We start from the raw sequence: 21,088 nt of genomic DNA, 5'->3' as shown, positions 1-21,088 counted from the left end.
CAAGAGGCGCTTGAGCCGGATTCACGGGACACGGTCAAATGCCCGGCGAACCGGGCGCCGGGGCTAGAGTTCCTTACCGATGAAGCCGCGCTCGGTCAGCACCTCGATGATCCGGTCCACTGCACCCTCCGGCGTCAGCTTGCTGGTCTGGATATGGATGTCCGGCTTGCTCGGTACCTCATAAGGCGAGTCGATGCCTGTGAAGTTTTTCAACTCACCGCGGCGGACTTTCTTGTACAGGCCCTTGGGGTCGCGCTCTTCGGCCACGGCCAGCGGCGTGTCGACGAAGATCTCGATGAACTCGCCTTCCTGCAGCAGCCCACGCGCCATCTCGCGCTCGGAGCGGAACGGCGAGATGAAGGCGGTCAACACGATCATCCCGGCATCCACGAACAACTTGGACACCTCGGCCACCCGGCGAATGTTCTCTACCCGGTCGGCATCGGTGAAGCCCAGGTCGCGGTTCAAGCCGTGACGCACGTTGTCGCCGTCGAGCAAGTAGGTATGGCGGCCGCGGGCGTACAGCCGGGTTTCCAGCAAGTTGGCGATGGCCGATTTGCCAGCCCCCGACAAACCGGTGAACCACAGCAGCACCGGCTGCTGGCCCATCTGTTCGGCACGTGCCTTCTTGTTCACATCCACGTGCTGCATATGGATGTTCTGCGAACGGCGCAGCGAGAACTCGATCAGGCCTGCGCCGACGGTGGCGTTGGTCAGGCGGTCGATGAGGATGAAGCTGCCGGTTTCGCGATTGTCCTTATAGGGATCGAAAGCGATCGGCTGGCTGGAGAAGAGGTTGCACACGCCGATCTCGTTCAACGCCAGTTCCTTGGCCGCCAAGTGCTCCATGGTGTTGACGTTGATCTTGTACTTGGGCACCGCCAGGGTGACCGACAGCGTCTTGCCGCCGATCTTCATTAAGTAAGGGCGACCGGCGAGCATGGCCTGTTCGTGCATCCAGATCAGGCTGACCTGGAACTGGTCGGCGACGCTGGCCGGGTCTTCCGAAGTGGACAGGACATCGCCGCGGCTGCAATCGACTTCGTCGGTCAGGGTCAGGGTGATGGACTGCCCGGCCACGGCTTGTTGCAGGTCGCCGTCGAGGGTAACGATGCGCGAGATTCGGCTCTCTTGCCCGGCCGGCAACACACGTACGCGGTCGCCGGGACGAACCACGCCGCTGGCGATGGTGCCGGTGAAACCACGGAAATCCAGGTTGGGGCGGTTGACCCACTGCACCGGCATGCGAAACGACAGTTTCTGCTGGTGCGCCTCGTCGATCTCGACGGTTTCCAGGTAACCCATCAGCGTGGTTCCGCGGTACCAAGGCATGTGCTCGCTCTGCTCGGTGATGTTCTCACCCCGCAGCGCGGACATCGGGATGGCGGTGACATCCTGAAGATTGATCTGCCTGGCGAAGGCGCGGTAGTCATCGACGATGGCGTTGAAGACTTTCTCCGAGTAGTCCATCAAGTCCATCTTGTTGACGGCCAGGACCACCTTGCGAATGCCGATCAGCGAAGCCAGATAGCTGTGACGCCTGGATTGGGTCAGCACGCCGCGTCGGGCGTCGATCATTACCACGGCCACGTCGGCCGTGGAGGCTCCGGTCACCATGTTGCGGGTGTACTGCTCATGGCCCGGGGTATCGGCAACGATGAACTTGCGCAGCTCCGTGGAGAAAAAACGGTAGGCCACGTCGATGGTAATGCCTTGTTCGCGCTCGGCGGCCAGGCCGTCAACCAACAGCGCGAAATCCAGTTCACCACCCTGGGTGCCGTCTTTTTTCGAGTCGGCCTCCAGCGCTTCCATCTGGTCTTCGAAGAGCATTTTCGAATCGTAAAGCAGGCGTCCGATCAGCGTGCTCTTGCCATCGTCCACGCTGCCACAGGTAATGAAGCGCAGCAGGCTCTTGTGCTCGTGGGCCTTGAGGTATTGCCCGATATCCTCGGCAATCAGGTCAGATACGTGTGCCATTAGAAGTACCCCTCTTGTTTTTTCTTCTCCATCGATGCGGACGAGTCGTGGTCGATCATTCGCCCCTGACGTTCGGACGTGCGGGTCAGGAGCATTTCCTGAATGATCTTGGGCAGGGTGTCGGCATCGGACTCGACGGCACCGGTGAGCGGGTAGCAACCCAGAGTGCGGAAGCGCACGTTGCGCATCATCGGCACTTCACCCGGGTTCAGCGGCATGCGTGCGTCATCGACCATGATCAGCATCCCGTCACGCTCGACCACCGGGCGCGGTGCGGCGAAATACAGCGGTACGATCGGGATGTTTTCCAGATAGATGTATTGCCAGATGTCCAGCTCGGTCCAGTTGGACAGAGGGAACACGCGGATCGACTCGCCCTTGTGTTTACGCGTGTTGTACAGGTGCCAAAGCTCTGGACGCTGGTTCTTCGGGTCCCAGCGGTGCTGATCGGAGCGAAAGGAGAAAATCCGTTCCTTGGCCCGGGATTTTTCTTCGTCGCGACGCGCGCCGCCGAAGGCCGCGTCGAAACCGTAGTGATCGAGTGCCTGTTTCAGGCCCTCGGTTTTCATGATGTCGGTGTGGATCTGCGACCCGTGCTTGAACGGGCTGATGCCCATTTCAATGCCTTCGGGGTTGGTGTGGGTCAGCAGGTCGACGTTCAGCTTGGCCACCATCTGATCGCGGAAGCGATACATCTCCTGGAACTTCCAGGTGGTGTCGACATGCAGTAAGGGGAAGGGCGGCTTGGCCGGGTAGAAGGCCTTCATGGCCAGGTGCAGCATGACCGCACTGTCCTTGCCGATGGAGTAGAGCATGACCGGATTGTCGGAGTCGGCGACAACCTCGCGCATTGCCTGGATGCTTTCCGCTTCCAGTCGTTGCAGATGGGTAAGCGTCATAGATTTTCCTCTCGCTTTTTGTTGTTGTCGTTTATCAACGTACAACTGCTGCGATTCGGACTTATGCGCGACTTGATGTTTTAACATCAGGCGCAACATCTGCAGCATGGGATCGCGGGGCAGGGGGGGAGCGACTGTGGCGGGCACGTGATCGAGCTCATCGTCAGGACAAACGCGCGCGGCTTGCTGACTGATCTGGGTCGCCAGGTCGCGGGCACCGCTGAGCATTGCGCTGGCTTCGGGCAGATGAAACAGATGCAGCCGTTCGGCGCGTTCGCCGGCCCAGGTGATGAAGGTCGCGGCGCGTTGCCAGTGCATGCCCGAGAGCAGGGCGAACACTTTGCGGTCGACGGAGCGATACAAACGGTCGAAGAACGCTTCCAGGTGGGGCGCGCGCAAGCCGTCTTCGTATGGCAGCCAGAGCACCTTGCCGCGATTGCTGACCGCGCGCAGTACTCCGTGACTGAGCTTGCCCTGGTCGTTGCGCGCACCGTAGTCATCGATCCAGTGGATCTCGCCGTTCTGCGTACGAGCCTGTTCGAGGATGTCCCGGTAGGTGCCGCGGTACCAACGCTGCACCGCTAGCGAAGCATTCGCGACGCGCTTGGCCGGGCGCTCGGCATTGAGCTGCCAGCGTTGCAAATAATGGGCGGCGGTGCGTTCCGGCAAGTCGATATCGTGCAGGCGCTTGACCAGTGCCTGCATCGCTTCCAGTTGCCAGAGCAGGAAGGGTAACTGGTGTCGTTCCGGCGGCGTACTGACCAGCAATCGGTAGATGTTCTGTTCCTGCTCGGCAGACAGGCTGCGGCCTTCACCTTGCTTGCGCCCGCGTTCGCGCACGGGCACGGCATTCCAGCCACCGGCCTGCCACGCCTTGTAGGCAGAAATGATCGTCGGCGATGAGAGTCCGGTGTCCTGGCTGATGGCTTTGAGCGTGCTGCCAGCGATGCGCAATTGCACGGCGCGCAGGCGAAGCTTGTTGATCTGTGGAACGGATAACTGATTGCCGTGGGACACAGGAACTCCTGTTAAACATCCATTTGCGCAGTGGCGGTGGTGCGGATGTCTGTACTGTTCCCGGATCCGGAAAACGGCGCATAGGCCGAATGGACCATACGAAGAACAAAAACAGGAGAATTGCCATGAACGAGTCAATGACTGTTCTGCTTGAAGACGTCATCGCTATTGCTCGCGAAGCAGGTGAGCTGGTGTTGGAGGTGTACCGCTCGGATTTCGAGGTACGCGGCAAAGTCGATGCCTCGCCAGTGACCGAAGCTGACGAGCGTGCCGAGGCTTTGATTCTGCGTGCCTTGGCGGCGCGTACGCCGCAGATTCCGGTGATTTCCGAAGAGGCCGCCGCTGCCGGCCAGGTGCCCGACGTGGGTCAGCGTTTCTGGCTGGTGGACCCGCTGGACGGAACCAGGGAATTCATCAATCGCAATGGCGAGTTCACCGTCAATATCGCCCTGATCGATAACGGTGAGCCGGTGCTTGGGGTGGTTCTGGCGCCCGCGCTGTCGCGTCTGTTCGCGGGTGCCCACGGTTGTGGAGCCTTTATCGAACAGGCCGGGCAGCGCCAACCCATTCACTGCCGTGCAGTGCCGCACGAGGGCCTGGACGTGGTCGCCAGCCGCTCCCATGGCGATGCCGAGGCGCTGGACAAATTCCTCGACGGGCGCCATGTGCGATCACTGAAAAGTGCCGGTTCATCGCTGAAGATTTGCCTGGTGGCGGCCGGTGAGGCCGACCTTTATCCGCGCCTGGGGCGCACCATGGAGTGGGATATCGCTGCGGGGCATGCGGTGCTTGTCGCGGCCGGTGGACAGATCCGCACCCTGGCCGGAGAGGTGTTGCGTTATGGCAAGCCTGGCCTGGACAACCCGCATTTCTATGCTCAGGGTCTATAGATCGCCGGGCATTCGCGAATGTACTCGTTGCATATTTGGATTGGGTGTATATCCGTTGCTGCGGTAACGGCGACTTAGGGTTTCGCTCTTACAGCGAGTCACTTGGAAAAGCCCCAAGTAACCAAGGGCTCTTGCCCCTGGCGTTCGGTGCCTCGCTAATGCTCGGCATGCCCTCGCTCCGGTCCTGCTCCGTGGGTCGCCGCGATGGGCCATCCATGGCCCAGCGCGGCTAAACCGGCATCCTTGCCGGTTTACCCACTGCGCAGAACCTCCACTCGGCCTCTCGATGGGGCAAGAAAATCAAAAGCCAAATCAAAAGCGAAAGCAAAAGCGAGGCGGCCTGACAGCCGACCTGATTTCGCGGATGTACTCGTTGTGATCGTTCCCACGCGGAGCGTGGAAACGATCACAGGCCTGCACCTATCTGTGCGCAGCCTCTGTTGTCGGGCGCAGGATGTCGCGGCATCCCTGCTCGTGACTGATGACCATGCGTCGATGGGCAATACGCCAACCGTTCACCGTCGATACCCAGCGATCCTGATATTCGGCCAGCGATTCATAGGTGATGTCCCGCATGCTGCCGGCGCCGCGATGCGCGGCACGCACGTACACGCGGCTCTCGACGGCCGCATCACTGGCGTCGACCAACAGGTTGCCAAGCAAGTGCTGCGAAGGTCCGCAGCCATCCAGGTGCACACGGATCATCGCCACAATCGGCTCACGCCCTTGAAGGTGTTGCAAGCCGCCATAGTCGGCGGTGGCATCCTCCAGGAAAACATCCTCCATGGCCGACCAGTCGCGTTGGTCGCAAGCACGTGCATAGCGGGAAAGGACTACATTGAGCTCGCGCTCAAGCAGCAGATTGTTGATGTCCATCTTGCCTCCCTTCATTTCCGGTTTTTTCGGTTGACCTGATGCTCGGCCCGCTTCGGGTTCCCCTCATCGTCCGTTCAGACCATTTGCGGCTACATCACCAAATGCCCGCGCAAATCCCCCAACATGTCCAGGTGCGAATAATCACGAAAGCTGAACCGCCAGACCCCGTCGACACGCTCGAACTCATCAAGGTAGCGCCCGGCGGCAATGGGTTGCAGGGGGAGTGTGTCGGTGGCCTGCAGCACGGTGTAGCAGGCGCGAACCGTGGCGGTTCCCGAGGCTTCGTCGATGTCGATGATGGGGTTGCTAATGACGTGTCGGGTGCGCGGTGTACCGCAGGGGTAGAGCTTGATGCGTTGCTGCCAGATGCCCAGCAGGGCGGTGTGATCAAGGCACTCGCCCTGGCTGTTTACCTTGATGCGGGCATGCCGAAACAGTTCGGCGGCCTCGACCAGTCGGCCGCTGTCCAGGTACTCGGCGTAACGGTAGAGCAGGTTGCAGATCTGTACGGCGCTCATGGCATTCCTCATGAAAAAAAGCCGCTGCAACCTGGCAAGGTTGCAGCGGCGCGGTGGTGCAGGAAAGGAGTCAGGCCGTCACGGCCCGGACCGGTGCAAGGGGTGCAGCCGGGTGCTTCATCTGTTGGCGATAACGCGGCAGTGCCAGGGCCAGGAACACGCTGGCCAGCAACAGCATCGACACCGACGAAGCCAGGGCATAGCGCAGCGATTCACTGCCCAGGGTCGGCACGAAGAAATCGCTGAGCATGCCGACGAACAGCGGTCCGATACCAACGCCCAGCAGGGTCATGGACATGACGAAAATCGCCGTGGCCTGGGCCAGGCGTGTGGCCGGGAACAGGTGGGTAATGGCACTCAGGCACGGTGTTGCCCACCACACGCCGAAGAAGGCGAAGGCGCTGTAGAACAGGAACGCCTGGGGCACGGCGATGCTGCCGATATGGAACGCCGTGCCTTGGGGCCAGAGGAAGTACGCCAGGGCGAAGGGGATGCTGATCAGCGTACCCAGCAACGGCACGCCGATTTGCCAGCCGACATCGCGCCGCGCCATGCGGTCGGTGAGCATGCCACACAACAGGGTGCCGACGGTCGCGCCGCCACCGCCCACCACGCCCACCAAAAATCCGGCCTCTTGCAGGTTGAGGCCGTGGGAACGGATCAGGAAACTCGGGCTCCAGGTGCCGATGGCGTAGCCGGCAATCGCCGCCGCGCCGCCGGTGAGCACCAGGCACAGGAACGAGGGCATGCGAAACAGTTCGACCAGGGTCTTGAGCCAGCCATCCTGTTGCGTCGCGAGGTGGCCCAGCGGCACTGCGCGCTGGGGTGCCCGCACAGTCAGCAGCAGAAGCAGGCCAAGGAAGATCCCGGGTGCGCCGATCAGCAAGAAGGCGTAGCGCCAACCGTGGTGCTGGGCAATCCAGCCACCCAGGCCCAGGCCGACGATCGCCCCTAGGCTGGAACCGAGCATCAGCACCGACAGGGCCGTGGATCGGCGGTTCGCCGGGTACAGATCCGAGACCATGGCCACCGACGGCGCCGTACCGCCAGCCTCGCCAACCGCCACGCCAACCCGTGCCAGCACCAGGGTCAGGAAGTTGCCGGCCATCCCGCAAAGCATGGTCATCAGGCTCCAGGCGATGCAGCTGAAGGCGATCACCGGCTTGCGTCCGATGCGGTCCGACAGACGCCCCATCGGGAAGCCGAACACGGTGTAGAACACCGCGAAGGTCACCCCCGAAAGCAGGCCGATGCCGGTATCGGATATACCGAATTCGAGCTTCACCGGTTCGATCAGGATCGCCATCAACTGGCGGTCGATGTAGTTGAACACATAGATGCTGGCGAGCACGAACAACGCGTAGTGCGTTCGCCATGTCACGGGGGTGGATTGGTTCACTGCGGGTGCTCCCGGTTTTGTTCTAGTTGGCGCGATGCTCTACGTGCCCGGTTTTTATTTCATCGTCCGTTCAGACCATCTTTGTCGTACCCAGGCAAGCCGCCTTACCCAATGGCGAACCTAGTCTTGTCGGACGATGTTTCGCTTGTGCTCAACGTCAATCATTCAGCCCGTATCCGCTGGCATGTCAGCGCTTGCCCACGTTGTGGCGAGCATGGCGACAGCCTGAAAACAATAAGAAGCTGAGGAATTGAAATGAGCGTCTTGTTCGAACCGGTCGCCCTGGGCGAACTGCAACTGGCCAACCGCATCGTCATGGCACCCATGACTCGCAGCCGTGCCCTTGCCGATGCGGTCCCTGGTGGCGACATGGTCGAATACTACCGCCAGCGTGCCAGTGCCGGGTTGATTGTCGCTGAGGGCACCGCGCCCTCGGCCAGTGGCCTGGGCTATTGTCGCACCCCGGCCATCTACAGCGACGAGCAGATCGTCGGCTGGCAGCGGGTCACCGAGGCGGTGCATGCCGAGGGCGGGCGCATCGTCCTGCAGCTGATGCACGTTGGTCGCGCCGCCAGCCGGCACAATAAGCCGGCGGGTGCGGCCACGGTCGCACCTTCGGCATTGCGCGCACGCACGCAGGTGTTCAGCGACGCTGCCGGACTGGTGGACACAGACGAGCCCCACGCACTGACTTTGCAAGGCATCGACGACGTGATCGAAGACTATCGCCAGGCCGCATTGAATGCGCGTCTGGCGGGTTTCGACGGTGTCGAACTGCATTGCACCAGCGGCTATCTGCCGATGCAGTTCATGGCCTCCGGCAGCAATCAGCGCAGCGACGCCTACGGCGGCGATGTGACCGGACGGGTGCGTTTTGCCAAGGAAGTGATCGAGGTCATGGCCGGTGCGATTGGCGCCGGACGCGTCGGTTTTCGCCTGTGCCCCGGCAACCCCTACAACGACATCGACGACAGCGATCCGGCGGCCACGGCGGCTGCCTTGTGCGAAGCCGTGGCGTCGCTAAACCTGGCCTACCTGCACATCATGCGCTCGCCACTGGCAGAGCTCGATGCCTTCGCCCTGGCGCGTCGGCACAGTCCGCATGCGTTGATTCTCAACGATGGTTTCGACGGCCTTTCGGCCAGCGCCGCGCTCGCGTCGGGCGAGGGGGTTGCTGTGTCGTTCGGCCGTCACTTTATCGCCAATCCCGATCTGGTGGACCGCTTGAAGCGTGGCCTGCCGCTGAGCCGCTTCGATCGTAAAACGCTCTATACACCGGGCTCGGCGGGCTACTCCGACTACTGCGCCTACCAAGCGATTGCCCAGGAGGTGGCGCAATGAACCTCAATGACTTGAGCCGCGTCTTGCCAACACGTCCAGTGCCACGGGAGCAGACCCAAGCGCTGCTCGACCAACGCTCGGCGGCCGCCGGGCAGATCAAACCGGGCGACCTTTACACCCTGGCCGATCGTCTGGAACAACAGGCAAGCAAGCAAGGAGAGCAAGCGTTCCTGATCTATGGCGAGCAGACCCTGAGCTACTTCGAGGTCGATGCGCGAGCCAACCAGATGGCCCACACCTTTTATGCCAATGGCCTGCGCGCCGGTGATGTCTGCGCCCTGGCCATGGAAAATCGTCCGGCGTTTTTCTGCACATGGTTCGGTCTGGTCAAGCTCGGTGTGGTGGTGGCCTTCATCAACACTCAGGTCAGTGGTCGACCCCTGCTGCATGCGTTGCAGACGACCGAGGCCAAGGCGTTGGTGATCGGTGAAGAGTGCCTGGCCAATGTGCAGGCCACCGAAGGTTTTCCAGACCTGCCGTGCTGGCTGCTGCGAGACGCGGAAAATCCCTGGACCGCAGCGCTGCCCAAGGGAGTCGACGGGCATTTCGATGCGCGCCTGGAGAAAGCCCCGCGCACGCCGTTCCCCCGGGATATCCGCGCGCACATCGACGCGCAGACGCCGACCCTGCTGATCTTTACCTCGGGCACCACAGGCTTGCCCAAGGCGGCGCGTTACAGCCACATGCGCTGGATGTCGTCGGGCGATGTGATGGAAACGACCCTGCAGGCCACCTCCAGGGATGTGTTCTATTGCTGTCTGCCGCTGTACCACGGCGCAGCGGCCACGTCCGTGACGTCGACCGCGCTGCGCGCCGGTGCCGCCATTGTGGTCCGCCGCAAGTTCAGCGTGCGTGAGTTCTGGAAGGACGTGTCTCGTCATCAGATCAGCATCTTCCAGTACATCGGTGAGATCTGCCGCTACCTGCTCAATCAACCGGTGCAAGCGAACGAGCGCGAGCACACCCTGCGCTGCATGCTTGGTGCCGGGCTGTCGCCGGATTCCTGGCAACGCTGGCTGGAGCGCTTCGGCCCGATCCAGGTGTTCGAGGGCTGGGGCGCCACTGAAGCCAATGCTGCAGTGATCAACGTCGACAACTATTTCGGTTCCTGCGGACGCGTGCCGGACTGGAACAAGACCAACCTGCGGCTGGTGCGTTACGACATCGAAAACGACTGCCATCCGCGGGACGAAAACGGTTTCTATCAAGTCTGCAAAGTGGGCGAGGTCGGCGAGGCCATGGGCTTTATCGTCGATCACCCTGAGATAGGTGGCGGGCGTTTCGAGGGCTACACCTCGACCGAGGCCACCGAGAGCAAGATTCGCCGCAATGTGTTGCGCGAGGGCGATGCTTATTGGAGTTCCGGCGACTTGCTGCGCGAAGACGCCGACGGTTACTGCTACTTCGTCGACCGTATCGGCGATACCTATCGCTGGAAGAGCGAGAACGTATCGACTCAGGAAGTCGCGGATGCGTTGGGTGATCTGCCGGGGCTGGAGCTGATCAATATCTATGGCGTCCAGGTGCCGGGCAATGAAGGTCGCGCCGGCATGGCCGCCGTGCTGATGCAGGCGGCCCAGACGTTTGATCCTGTCGCGCTGTACGCCCTGGCTGAAGCGCGCCTGCCGCGTTATGCGGCACCGGTTTTCGTGCGGGTCACCCAGTCGGCGGATCTGACGGCCAGCTTCAAACTGCGCAAAGTGGATCTGCAGCGCCAGGGTTACTGCCCGACCCGTTGCAGCGATCCTCTGTTCATTCGCGACGAACAGGCGCGCACCTATGTGCCTTATTCGACAGAGGCTTTGACGCGGGCCGGCCTGACACCCTTCGCGGTGGCCGACCATGGCTGATCTCGACGTCAACGGTCATGAACTGCGCGGCGGCCTGCGGTATCCCTGGCCGCAAGCGCCCGACTCCGGACAGGTGCGCGAAGTGGCGCCAGGCGTGTGGTGGTTGCGCATGCCGCTGCCGTTTCGCCTGGACCACATCAACCTTTATCTGCTGCGCCACACCGACGGCTGGGTGGCGGTGGACACCGGCATGAACACCGATCAGACCCGAGAGGTCTGGGACCGGGTGCTGAATGAAGTGTGTGGCGGGTTGCCGTTGCTGGCGGTGGTCTGTACCCATTTTCACTCTGATCATGCCGGGGTCGCCGCGTGGCTTTCGGCGCGTTTTCATTGCCCTGTGTACATGACCGCCAGTGAGTTCCAGTCGCTGCACGTCAGGTTCCCCGCCGATCAAAAACCGGGCTGGGATTTTCTCGATTTTTACCGCAAGGCCGGCGTCAGTGACGAACAAAGCACCGAGATGTTCACGGTGATGAGCAACGCCCATTTCCTGCCAGTGCCGCTGAACCATTTCCACCGTTTGCACGAAGGCAGTGAACTGCATATCGGCGGCCGTACCTGGCAAGTGGTCATCGGTCGCGGGCACTCGCCGGAGCATGCCTGCCTGTACGCCGCGGATGACGGCTTGCTGATCTCCGGCGACCAGGTCTTGCCGCGCATCACCTCCACCGTCGGTGTGCATGCCACTGAACCGTTGGCCGACCCGCTGCGCGACTGGCTCGATTCCATCGAGCATTTGCGCAGCTTGCCCGACAGCGTGCTGGTGCTGCCGGCGCACGAACGGCCGTTTTTTAATTTGCATGAGCGCCTGGATCAACTGGAAGCCCATCACAAAGGGCACCTGGCGCTGATGCTGGCCAACTGTGACGAGCCGCGCACCGTGCTCGAACTGATGGCCCTGTTGTTTCCCAAGCTATCGGGTCGTTTCGACGAACTGATGGCACTTGGCGAAACGTTGGCCCATGCCAACTACCTGGTGGCCGAAGGGTCGCTGGAGCGGGAAGAGGACCGGGGGCGATATCGCTACCGGCGTGCTGTAAGGGGAGCGTGCGCTGTTACTCCGCTCAAGGTGTTTTGAGCGGACGGCACGGCAGCAGTGTTGAACATTCCAGGCAGCCAGCCGGTTGTCATTGAGGAGAGTCAGTGTGATCAACAAGAACAACAATAACTTCACGGTCAGCGGTTCGAGCGCATTTCAGATCAGCAGTCTCGCGGCGGCCATTGCGCTGTTGTCCACGCCCGTATGGGCCGGTGACACGATCGAGTTCGACAACGGCGCAACCATCGACTGGTCGGTGACCACCAGCTACGGCATCGGTGTGCGCACGGGCAGTCAAAGCGATCGCTTGCTGACGGTCAACGCCGACGATGCCAACCGCAACTTCGACAGCGGCAGTCTGACCACCAACCGCGTGGGCGCCCTGGCAGAAATGATCTTGCGCAAGGACAACTACGGCGCCGTGGTGCGCGGCAGTACCTTTTACGACGACATCTACCACCGCAAGAACGATAACGACTCGCCGGCCACCGTGAACAAAAACGGCAGCAACGACGAGTTCACCAGTGATACCCGCTACTACAGCGGCGGTCGCAGCAAAATGTTGGATGTCTATGTATTCAGCGGCTGGCGCTTTGACAACGACACCATGCTGGACGTCAAGGCCGGGCGGCACATCGAGTCCTGGGGCGAGAGTCTGTTCTACCCGGGTGTGAACGGCGTACAAAACCCGTCCGATGCGGTAAAAGCCTCGCAACCGGGTGTTGAAGTCAAGGAAGTACTGTTGCCGGTGGGCCAGTTCTCCGGCTCGTTCCGACTGAACCCCCAACTGACCTTCGGTGCATACGTGCAATACGAATGGAAGGGTACCGAACTGCCGCCGGTGGGCAGCTATCTGTCGGGCAGCGACGTAGTCGGGCCAGGGCGCGAGTTTATCTACGCCAATGGCCAGAAGATCCCTTACCGCGGCACCGACGAGCCGAGTGATGGTGGCCAGTGGGGCGTGCAGATGCGCTACCGCCCGGTGCCAGCAATCGAGCTGTCGCTGTTTCATGTCAACTACCACGACAAGAACCCGGCCACCGCACTGGTCGGCTACAACGCTTTGCCGATTGGCGGTGGCCGCAACGCTTTCGTCAGCAATGGCTACGAGATCAAGTACTTCGAAGACATCAAGCTGACCGGCATCAGCGCCTCGACCAAGATCGGCGACACCCAGGTCGGCGCCGAATGGTCGTACCGCGATGGTGCGCCAGTGATGGTCAATACCGGCCTTGGCGCAGTACCGGCCAAGGGCAAGGGCCAGCAAATGCAGTTGTCGGCGATCCGGATCCTCGGCGACCGTCCCTGGGCCAGCCAGACCAGTCTGACAGCCGAAATCATCCGCGTGCAGGTCGACAGCGTCGAATCCACTTCGGCGGCGCCCAACCTGCAAGGCGTGAACCTATTGCCCTCCCTGGCACCTCTAGTGGCCTCTTCCGATGACTATACCTACAGCACAGCCGCGGGTTACCGCACCAAGTACTCCAGCGCCTACACCGTGGGCGCATCGTTCAGTTATCCGGGAGTTTTCCAAGGCTGGGATCTGGATGTCCCCCTCAGCTTCTCCAACGTCTTCAGCGGCTCCACGCCCATGTCCGGAAGCATTTCCGGCGTTGCCGGTGACCGACGCCTGAGTGCGGGCACGACCTTCAAGTACCTGGGCAACCTGGAACTCGGTTTGAGATACATCGCCTACCTGGGGGAAGCCGACGCGATCGATCGTCCGTTCGCTGACCGCGACTACGCCACGTTTTCGATGAAATACACCTTCTGATTGACGACTCGAGGTCCGGGTCGCCCTGCTGCGCCCGGACCGTCAACACAACCTGGAAAAACGCCGCAGCGTAACGCTTCGGCATGGAGGCACTATGGGGCTCAAAGGGCACGCGGCCATTGTTGGCACCGCACAATACAAACCGGAGAAGTACTCGACTGCGCCCAAGATGTTCCATCTTGAGCAAGTCGCCGACCTGGCGGCCCAGGCCCTGCGCGATGCCGGGCTCAAGGCCTCGGATCTCGACGGGCTGGTGATCAACGGCCCGCATTTTCATGAAGCCTCGGTGTTCGTACCGGCGATGGCGGCCGAATATCTGGGCCTGCGGCTGAACTTCGCCGAAGTGGTGGACCTGGGTGGCTGTACGTCGGTGGGCATGGTCTGGCGCGCTGCCGCTGCCATCGAGCTGGGGCTGTGCCAGGCAGTGCTGTGCGTCATCCCCGCACGCATGGCGCCGTTGGGGCCCGACGAGGACCCTGGCTGGATGGCCCGCTCCATGCGTTTCGGTGGACACAGCACGGCATTCGGCGCGCCTGAAGCCGAGTTCGACCTGCCTTACGGACACATGGGCCAGAACACCGGCTACGCGATGATTGCCCAGCGTTATGCCGCCCAGTACGACTATGATCAGCGCGCCATGGCCAAGATCGCCGTCGATCAGCGCACCAACGCCCTGGCCAACCCGCAAGCGATGTTCTACGGCCAGCCATTGACCATCGAACAGGTGCTGGCCAGCAAAATGGTCGCCGACCCCTTGCACGTCCTGGAAATCGTCATGCCGGTGGCCGGTGGCGCCGCGCTGATCATCACCAACAAGGAAGTGGCGGCGCGGGCGCGCAAACGCCCGGCGTTCATTACCGGCTTTGGCGAGCACCTGGCCTTCAAGTCGCCGTCCTATGCCGAGGACATGCTGCACACGCCGATCGGTCCAGCGTCCCAGCGCGCCTTTGCCATGGCCGGGCTCAAGCCCAAGGACGTCGATGCTGCGCAGATCTACGACTGCTACACCATCACCACCTTGCTGACCCTTGAAGATGCCGGTTTCTGCGCCAAGGGCGAGGGCATGTCGTTCGTGCGCGAACACGACCTGACCTGGCGTGGCGACTTCCCGATGAACACCCATGGCGGGCAACTGAGTTTCGGCCAGTCGGCCTCGGCCGGTGGCATGAGCCAGGTGATCGAGGCGGTGACCCAGATTGCCGGCAATGCAGGCGAACGCCAACTGGGCCGCTGCGACAGCGTCTACGTCTCCGGTACCGGCGGCGTGATGAGCGAGCAGGGCGCATTGATACTTCAGGGAGCATAAGCACATGTCCAACAACAAACCGATGCCGGTCGCGACGCAGATCTCCGCGCCGTTCTGGGAGGGCCTGAAGGCTCGCCGTCTGTTGATCCAGCAATGCAACGCCTGTGCACACTGGAACTTCTACCCGCGCCGGCATTGCCCGGTATGCCTTGAACATGACCTGGCCTGGCGCGAAGTCAACGGCGCCGCGACGCTCTACAGCTACACCGTAACGCGCATTGCGACCTTGCCCGACTTCATTGATGAGATGCCGCAGAAACTGGCGGTGGTCGAGTTGGCCGAAGGGGTGCGCATCAACACCAACCTGGTGGGCCTGGACGAAGGCGAAATCAAGATTGGCATGCCGTTGCAGCCAGTGTTCGCCGAGGTCGATGCCAAGGGCAATCGTCTGCTGCGCTTCACCGGGGTGGACAAAGACGCGGTCAGCCTTGAACCGTTGCCGGCGCAGGACAATGAACCAGCGCCTGCGGTATCGGAGCAAGCGCCCGTGCGGCAGATCGACCTCAATGACGGTCCGGCTTTGCAGGCGCTGGTCAGCGAGCAGTTCAGCGACTGGAGCAACGTGGTGGTGGTCGAGCAGGCACTGATCGACGACTTTGCCCGGTTGTCGGGCGACGATTACTGGATCCATACCGATCCGGAACGGGCACGCCTGCAAAGTCCGTTCGGCGGCACTATTGCCCATGGCGCACTGGTGCAGGTGTTGCAGTCGCGGATGAAATTGGCGCTGGGCTTCGAAATCAGCGGCTTCACGACGCAGATCAACTACGGCTCCGATCGCCTGCGCTTCCCGGCTCCGGTACCGGCCGGTTCGCGCATCCATGCGCGGGCCAGGGTGAAAAAAGTCGAAGTCCTGACCCGTGGCACCCAGATGACCCTGGAGCTCAACACCCATGTGGTCGGCCAGGACCGGCCTTCGGTGATCAACGATCTGGTGATCCTGTACATGGCCTGATCCCCGCCGAAGATCCCCCCGTAGGAGCCGGCTTGCCGGCGATGGCGTCCGTCAGGTCGACGAATGGGTTGTCTGAACTGACGCTATTGCCGGCAAGCCGGCTCCTACAGGGGGGGGCGATGCCAATCAGTTCGGTTTGCACATAAATACCCGCCATTCCCCCCACGCCATTCCCGCCAATGCATAAGCCATTTGGACGATGTGTCACCCCTCCCTTGCGCCGACTATTCCCTCAGAGGCAACGCCCATCTCGATTGCCTCGCATGCCCTGGTGCGTGACAAAAACAAGAGGATCGGCCCTATGACTTGCCCTATCCATATCTTTCCCGAACAGGAGCGTTGCTCATGCGCTCGGTGATCGGCTACGTGGTTTGCCTGGTGGTTGCCTTGACCATTGGCTACACCTTTTCCCCCAAATCCCCACCGCAGGCCGAACTGTTGGCCACGCGCCCGGACCGAGTGCAGATCAATGGTCTGCTCAATCTTGGCGCGCGGGTGGTCGCCGTGGGCGAGCGTGGCAGCATCTTGCTCAGTGATGATCAGGGCGTCAGCTGGCAGCCAGCCAATGTCGCCACCCAACGCAATGCCACCCTGACGGCCGTTGTGGCGCTGGACGACAAACGCTTGCTTGCTGTCGGGCATGACGGCTGGATCCTGCGTTCTGTGGACTCGGGCAGCAGCTGGCAGGAAATTCGCCACGACAGCGATCTGGGTGAACCGCTGCTGGGCATCTGGACGGGCGGTGGCGACAGCGTCATGGCGTTCGGCAGCTTCGGCAAGTTCTATCAATCGCCGGATGGAGGGCAAACCTGGACACCGCAGCCGCTGGACATCGACAGCGCGCACCTGAACAGCATGGCCGGAGGCAACGATGGTCGGCGCATGTTGGTGGGCGAGCAGGGTCTGGTGTTGCGTACTACCGACAGTGGCCAGCACTGGCAGACATTGCCGGCGTTCTACAGCGGTTCACTGTTCGGCATCGTGCGCCTGAGTGCAGATAACTGGGTGACTTACGGCATGCGCGGGCACGTTTTTGTCAGTCACGACTTCGGCGACAGCTGGACCCAGATCAAAGTCGGAAACCAACTGCCGCTGTATGGCCATGTGGTGCTGCCCGATCACTCGGGCCTGGTGATCGTCGGTGCGGGCAGCTCGGTGGTACGCCTGAATGTGAAAGGTGAGCTGGTCGGTGTCGGGCGTCTGGCCGGCCTTGGCACGTTGACCTCGGCGACCGTCGTTGGCTCTCGCCTGTTGGTGGGTGGCGAACGCGGGGTATTACAGGGATCAGGTGGCAGCGTCGCTGCCCTAATGGCCACTGAGGCCACCCAGTGAATGAGAGGCGGGAAATGAATCAAGGTAAACACTGGGTGACACGTTGTGTCGATACGTGCGCAGACCACCTGATGGCCTGGCGCAAGGGACTGCTGCTCCTGTTTGTTCTGGTAACGCTGGGCCTGGGTTACAGCGCCACCCACACGCAACTGGATCCGGGGTTTAACAAACAGATCCCGGTGCGTCATGAGTACATGATCAATTTTCTCAAGTTCAGCCACTACTTCACCGGCGCCAACCGCTTTCTGGTCAGCGTGCGCTGGAAGGGCGAGGGTGACATTTACAACGCTGAGTACCTCGAGACCTTGCGTAAAGTCACCGACGACGTGTTCTTCATCTCCGGGGTCAGTCGACCGAGCGTGACGTCGCTGTTTACCGCCAACGTGCGCTATATCGAAATCACCGAGGAAGGTTTCTTTGGCGACGTGGTCGTGCCGCCGCGCTTCAGCGGCACCACCGAGGACCTGGCGCAGGTGCGCAGCAACACGGCGGCCTCCGGGCAGGTCGGTCGTCTGGTGGCCAACGACCTGAAGTCGGCCATGGTCCGCGCGGACCTACAGGACACCGACCCCAAGACCGGTCAGCCGGTGTCCTATGTCCAGATCGCCAAGCGTCTGGAAGAGATCCGCGGCAAGTACAACAACCCCGATATCGAAATCAACATTGTCGGTTTCGCCAAACTGGTGGGCGATGTGGTTGAAGGGTTGAACACGGTGATCGGTTTCTTTGTGGTGGCCTTCGTCATCACCGGGTTGCTGCTGTGGCTGTATTCTCGCTCCCTGCGCCTGACAGTCGTGGCTCTGGTGGTCGCGTTACTGCCGGTGGTCTGGTTGCTGGGCCTGTTGCCGCTGCTGGGCCTGGGCATCGATCCGATGTCGATCCTGGTGCCGTTCCTGATCTTCTCCATCGGCGTGTCCCATGCGGTGCAGATGACCAACGCCTGGAAGCAGGACGTGTTGGCCGGCAGTAGTTCCAAAGAAGCGGCGCACTCGGCGTTCTGCAAGATCTTCATCCCCGGTTCCCTGGCCTTGCTGATGAATGCCCTGGGCTTCGCGGTGATCATGATGATCGACATTCCGATCGTTCACGAACTGGGGGTGACGGCCTGCATCGGCGTCATGTTGATGATCATCACCAACAAACTGATGTTGCCGATCATCATTTCCTACCTGCACCTGGAACCCGCGCTATTGCGTCGTGCGCAATTCCGGCCGACGGGCAAGCACCGCCTGTGGTGGCGTCTGTCGGCGCTGGCAGAGCCGGGGCCTGCTCTGGGCGTATTCGTTGTCAGTCTGTTGCTGCTGGCGGCGGGGGCCTACAAGGCTCGCGACTTGGCGGTGGGCGATATCGGCGCGGGCGCGCCGGAACTGCGGGCTGATTCCCGCTACAACCAGGACAACGAAAAGATCATCAACAGCTACTCCATCGGCCTCGATGTGATGTCGGTGTTTGTTCAGGTCAAGGGTGTTGAGGAAGGTTGCCTGTCGCCTGCGGTGATGCGTGCGGTGGAAGCCTTTGATTTCCGCATGCGCACGGTCTCGAGCGTGCAGTCGATCCAGAGTGTGGCGGACATGGGCAAGCGGGTGATCGCCGGCAACAACGAAGGCAATCCACGCTGGGCAGCGATTCCAGGCTCGCCCCGTGGCTTGAGCCAGGGCGCTCGGGCCTATATGCCGGATGACGGACTGGTCACCGACGGCTGCCAGCAGATGCAGATCCTGGTGTTCCTCGCCAACCACGAAGGCAGCACGGTCAGCCATGCGATCGCGGAAGCCAAGCGGATCATTGCTGAAGTCAGTACACCGCAAGTCGAATTCCTTCTGGCTGGCGGCAACGTCGGGGTGATGGCAGCGTCCAACGAGGCGGTCAAGCGCGCCGAAGTGATCATGCTCGGGGCACTATTCGGATCGGTGGCATTGTTTTGCTGGCTGACCTTCTTGTCGATCCGCGCAGTGCTGTGCATTCTGGTGCCGCTGGCGATTGTCGCGATCCTCTGTAACGCACTGATGACCCTGCTCGGGATCGGACTGAAGGTTGCGACTTTGCCGGTGATGGCGTTGGGGGTGGGCGTGGGCGTCGACTATGGCATTTACCTGTACGAACGTATCCAGCACGAAATGCTGCGTGGCGCCAACCTGCGCGAGGCGTTCTATCAGGCCATGTGCCAACGCGGCACCGCTGCGGTATTCACGGCCGTGACCATGGCCATTGGTGTCTGCACCTGGGCGTTCGCACCGCTGAAGTTCCAGGCTGACATGGGAGTGCTGCTGTCGTTCATGTTCCTGGTCAACGTGCTGGGGGCGATTTTCCTCCTGCCGGCATTGGCGGCCTGGTTCAATCGAGGTCGACCGTTGGTTGCCTGTCGGGTACGTACGCCTGCTCCGGCACAAGGGCAGTTCCACCTGAAAAACAGCCTGGCGGCGCGTGATACCGCAGGCGAAAAATAAACCTGCCGGACCTCTTGTGGAGTCCGCAGGTGCTAGGGAAACTGGCAGGCAAGTAGAGTCGAAAAGGGGGGGAACCCTGGGTTCCCCCCGCCGAAATTATAAAAATAACAAGGGAAGGGCCAGGCTCTTACCCGAGCGAGATAAGACTATGCAAAATGGTGTCTTGACCCATGAAGCCCTGGCCAGTCTTGGCCTCGACCTCACGCGCTACAACCAGTTGGTGGGCGAAATCTATGAAGGCGCCCTCGATCCGAAACTGATGGCCCACGCCCTCAGGAGTTTTCTCAAACTCTACGATGCCAACTTCGTCACCCTGATCCTGCGGGTGCCGGATCAACCCGATACGGGCGTGATGATCATCGTCGGCGACATCGAAGGTGCCGGTGATGTTTGCTACATGACTTACCCGCAGACCAATTCGCCTTTCTCCAACCAGCCGCTGGACAGCGTGTTCACCGTCGATGACCTCATGAGCAACTCGCAATGGGAGCAGAACGGTTACTACAAGATGTTCTGCGAGCCCCATGACGTGTATCACCTGATGTGCGCCGACATTTCCACTCCGGACGGCGGCAAACTACGTTTTCGCATGACCCGCCCAAAACGGGCACCCAACTTCTCTGCCAACGACCGGGCGGTGTGCGCCAGTTTCCTGCCACACCTGCGGCGTGCCTCGCAGTTGCATAACATGGTGGACCGCAGTGAATCGCTGAGCGAGTTGTACTCCCAGGCCATCAGCCGGTTATCGGTGGCGACCCTGGTACTCGACGAAAGCGGCAGCGTGTTGCAGATCAATCCGGTAGCCCAGGAAATCCTCGCCCGTTCCGATGGCCTGAAACTGGTGGGCGGGCGCCTGGAGGCGACGTATCCCAGCGACAACCGGGAGCTGCAACGCCTGATTCGCGGTGCGTTCTGTCCGGATGCGCCGAAAAGCGCCGAAGCCATGTCGGTGACGCGTCCCTCGGGGCTGGTCAACCTGGGGGTGGTGGTCGAATCGATTCCGTCCCTGGACTGGGCCGAGGAGAAGGGCCAGCCGGCGGCGCTGGTGTATATCCGCGATGCGTCGAGCAAGTCCCTGGCCAGCGAAGTGGTGACCAAGCAGCTGTTCAACCTGACCAAGGCCGAAACCGCCCTGGCCATGGAACTGGCCAACGGCTTGTCCCTGGAAGAAGCGGCCGAGGTTCTCAATATCCGGCGTAACACCGCGCGGGCACACTTGCGCTCGATCTTCTCCAAGACCGGCGTGCGGCGCCAGACCGAACTGGTGCGCATCATGCTCAACAGCGTGGTGGCCCTGGGCAAGCCGCAACTGGCGTTGAAAATGTCCGAGAAAATCAAGGTGCCGCCACTGCAACTGGCCGTGCCGATCTACCGTCAGGCCTGATCCTGCAGACCCACCGCCGGGCCATTCGCGCCCGGCGTCGCAGTCGTTGACCCCGCGCATTTTTTAGTCCGCACGGACGATGCC

General features: G+C 61.6%; 15 protein-coding genes. 10 read left to right on the top strand and 5 right to left on the bottom strand.

Features of this window, described 5'->3' with window-relative positions; all coding sequences use genetic code 11:
- Positions 1–63: 63 nt before the first annotated feature.
- Positions 64–1,977, bottom strand: coding sequence for a sulfate adenylyltransferase subunit CysN (gene cysN / locus CKW19_RS20780; RefSeq protein WP_095059621.1), 1,914 nt, complete (start codon positions 1,975–1,977; stop codon positions 64–66).
- Complete coding sequence (gene cysD, locus CKW19_RS29180; RefSeq protein WP_256580364.1) at positions 1,977–2,963, bottom strand: sulfate adenylyltransferase subunit CysD; 987 nt, start codon at positions 2,961–2,963, stop codon at positions 1,977–1,979. Before cysD ends, cysN begins: the two co-directional genes overlap by 1 nt.
- A 1,055-nt stretch (positions 2,964–4,018) precedes the next feature.
- On the opposite strand from cysD, the gene cysQ reads away from it, so the two are divergent.
- Entirely contained in the window at positions 4,019–4,783 is a 765-nt protein-coding gene (gene cysQ, locus CKW19_RS20770; RefSeq protein ID WP_177408839.1) for a 3'(2'),5'-bisphosphate nucleotidase CysQ, read from the top strand.
- Between the two features lie 420 nt (positions 4,784–5,203).
- On the opposite strand, the gene CKW19_RS20765 is transcribed toward cysQ, so the two are convergent.
- The 3 genes from CKW19_RS20765 to CKW19_RS20755 form a co-directional block, all read right to left on the bottom strand.
- Positions 5,204–5,659, bottom strand: coding sequence for a nuclear transport factor 2 family protein (locus CKW19_RS20765; protein ID WP_095059619.1), 456 nt, complete (start codon positions 5,657–5,659; stop codon positions 5,204–5,206).
- A gap of 89 nt (positions 5,660–5,748) precedes the next feature.
- Positions 5,749–6,177 carry a nuclear transport factor 2 family protein gene (locus CKW19_RS20760; protein ID WP_256580362.1) on the bottom strand — a complete coding sequence of 143 codons (429 nt, stop codon included), beginning with the start codon at positions 6,175–6,177 and terminating at the stop codon, positions 5,749–5,751.
- 70 nt (positions 6,178–6,247) lie between these two features.
- Positions 6,248–7,576, bottom strand: a complete 1,329-nt coding sequence (locus CKW19_RS20755) for an MFS transporter (protein WP_095059617.1) — start codon at positions 7,574–7,576, stop codon at positions 6,248–6,250.
- 255 nt (positions 7,577–7,831) lie between these two features.
- On the opposite strand from CKW19_RS20755, the gene CKW19_RS20750 reads away from it, so the two are divergent.
- The 9 genes from CKW19_RS20750 to CKW19_RS20710 all read left to right on the top strand — a co-directional run bounded on the left by CKW19_RS20750 (position 7,832) and on the right by CKW19_RS20710 (position 21,004).
- Positions 7,832–8,917: an alkene reductase gene (locus CKW19_RS20750; protein ID WP_095059616.1), complete on the top strand. Its 1,086-nt coding sequence runs from the start codon at positions 7,832–7,834 to the stop codon at positions 8,915–8,917.
- A complete protein-coding gene (locus tag CKW19_RS20745; RefSeq protein ID WP_095059615.1) occupies positions 8,914–10,767 on the top strand; it encodes a long-chain-acyl-CoA synthetase in 1,854 nt (617 codons plus the stop codon). Before CKW19_RS20750 ends, CKW19_RS20745 begins: the two co-directional genes overlap by 4 nt.
- Positions 10,760–11,845, top strand: a complete 1,086-nt coding sequence (locus CKW19_RS20740) for an MBL fold metallo-hydrolase (protein ID WP_095059614.1) — start codon at positions 10,760–10,762, stop codon at positions 11,843–11,845. Before CKW19_RS20745 ends, CKW19_RS20740 begins: the two co-directional genes overlap by 8 nt.
- Before the next feature lie 67 nt (positions 11,846–11,912).
- Entirely contained in the window at positions 11,913–13,580 is a 1,668-nt protein-coding gene (locus tag CKW19_RS20735; RefSeq protein WP_095059613.1) for a DUF1302 domain-containing protein, read from the top strand.
- Between the two features lie 94 nt (positions 13,581–13,674).
- Positions 13,675–14,886 (top strand): thiolase family protein, encoded by a 1,212-nt coding sequence (locus tag CKW19_RS20730; RefSeq protein WP_095059612.1) that lies wholly within the window; start codon positions 13,675–13,677, stop codon positions 14,884–14,886.
- Positions 14,887–14,890: 4 nt separating this feature from the next.
- The gene (locus CKW19_RS20725; RefSeq protein WP_095059611.1) at positions 14,891–15,841 is read left to right on the top strand and encodes an OB-fold domain-containing protein; all 951 of its coding nucleotides are present in this window, start codon (positions 14,891–14,893) and stop codon (positions 15,839–15,841) included.
- A 345-nt stretch (positions 15,842–16,186) separates the two neighbouring features.
- The gene (locus tag CKW19_RS20720) at positions 16,187–17,173 is read left to right on the top strand and encodes a YCF48-related protein (protein WP_095059610.1); all 987 of its coding nucleotides are present in this window, start codon (positions 16,187–16,189) and stop codon (positions 17,171–17,173) included.
- 14 nt (positions 17,174–17,187) lie between these two features.
- The gene (locus CKW19_RS20715; protein ID WP_095059609.1) at positions 17,188–19,620 is read left to right on the top strand and encodes an RND family transporter; all 2,433 of its coding nucleotides are present in this window, start codon (positions 17,188–17,190) and stop codon (positions 19,618–19,620) included.
- A 148-nt stretch (positions 19,621–19,768) separates the two neighbouring features.
- Positions 19,769–21,004 carry a helix-turn-helix transcriptional regulator gene (locus tag CKW19_RS20710; RefSeq protein ID WP_095059608.1) on the top strand — a complete coding sequence of 412 codons (1,236 nt, stop codon included), beginning with the start codon at positions 19,769–19,771 and terminating at the stop codon, positions 21,002–21,004.
- Positions 21,005–21,088 lie beyond the last annotated feature (84 nt).

Source organism: Pseudomonas sp. Irchel s3f7, assembly GCF_900187615.1.
In the GTDB taxonomy this organism is placed as follows: domain Bacteria; phylum Pseudomonadota; class Gammaproteobacteria; order Pseudomonadales; family Pseudomonadaceae; genus Aquipseudomonas.
Note: the sequence above shows the minus strand (reverse complement) of the source record. Positions and strands in the feature narration are given on the sequence as shown.

What these genes read in the sequence shown, in the direction of transcription:
- cysQ (WP_177408839.1), top strand. Translation starts at nt 4,019, where the DNA reads ATGAACGAGTCAATGACTGTTCTGCTTGAAGACGTCATCGCTATTGCT.
- CKW19_RS20725 (WP_095059611.1), top strand. Translation starts at nt 14,891, where the DNA reads ATGTCCAACAACAAACCGATGCCGGTCGCGACGCAGATCTCCGCGCCG.
- cysD (WP_256580364.1), bottom strand. Translation starts at nt 2,963, where the DNA reads ATGTTAAAACATCAAGTCGCGCATAAGTCCGAATCGCAGCAGTTGTAC.
- CKW19_RS20720 (WP_095059610.1), top strand. Translation starts at nt 16,187, where the DNA reads ATGCGCTCGGTGATCGGCTACGTGGTTTGCCTGGTGGTTGCCTTGACC.
- CKW19_RS20765 (WP_095059619.1), bottom strand. Translation starts at nt 5,659, where the DNA reads ATGGACATCAACAATCTGCTGCTTGAGCGCGAGCTCAATGTAGTCCTT.
- CKW19_RS20715 (WP_095059609.1), top strand. Translation starts at nt 17,188, where the DNA reads ATGAATCAAGGTAAACACTGGGTGACACGTTGTGTCGATACGTGCGCA.
- CKW19_RS20730 (WP_095059612.1), top strand. Translation starts at nt 13,675, where the DNA reads ATGGGGCTCAAAGGGCACGCGGCCATTGTTGGCACCGCACAATACAAA.
- CKW19_RS20710 (WP_095059608.1), top strand. Translation starts at nt 19,769, where the DNA reads ATGCAAAATGGTGTCTTGACCCATGAAGCCCTGGCCAGTCTTGGCCTC.
- CKW19_RS20750 (WP_095059616.1), top strand. Translation starts at nt 7,832, where the DNA reads ATGAGCGTCTTGTTCGAACCGGTCGCCCTGGGCGAACTGCAACTGGCC.
- CKW19_RS20740 (WP_095059614.1), top strand. Translation starts at nt 10,760, where the DNA reads ATGGCTGATCTCGACGTCAACGGTCATGAACTGCGCGGCGGCCTGCGG.
- CKW19_RS20760 (WP_256580362.1), bottom strand. Translation starts at nt 6,177, where the DNA reads ATGAGCGCCGTACAGATCTGCAACCTGCTCTACCGTTACGCCGAGTAC.
- cysN (WP_095059621.1), bottom strand. Translation starts at nt 1,977, where the DNA reads ATGGCACACGTATCTGACCTGATTGCCGAGGATATCGGGCAATACCTC.
- CKW19_RS20745 (WP_095059615.1), top strand. Translation starts at nt 8,914, where the DNA reads ATGAACCTCAATGACTTGAGCCGCGTCTTGCCAACACGTCCAGTGCCA.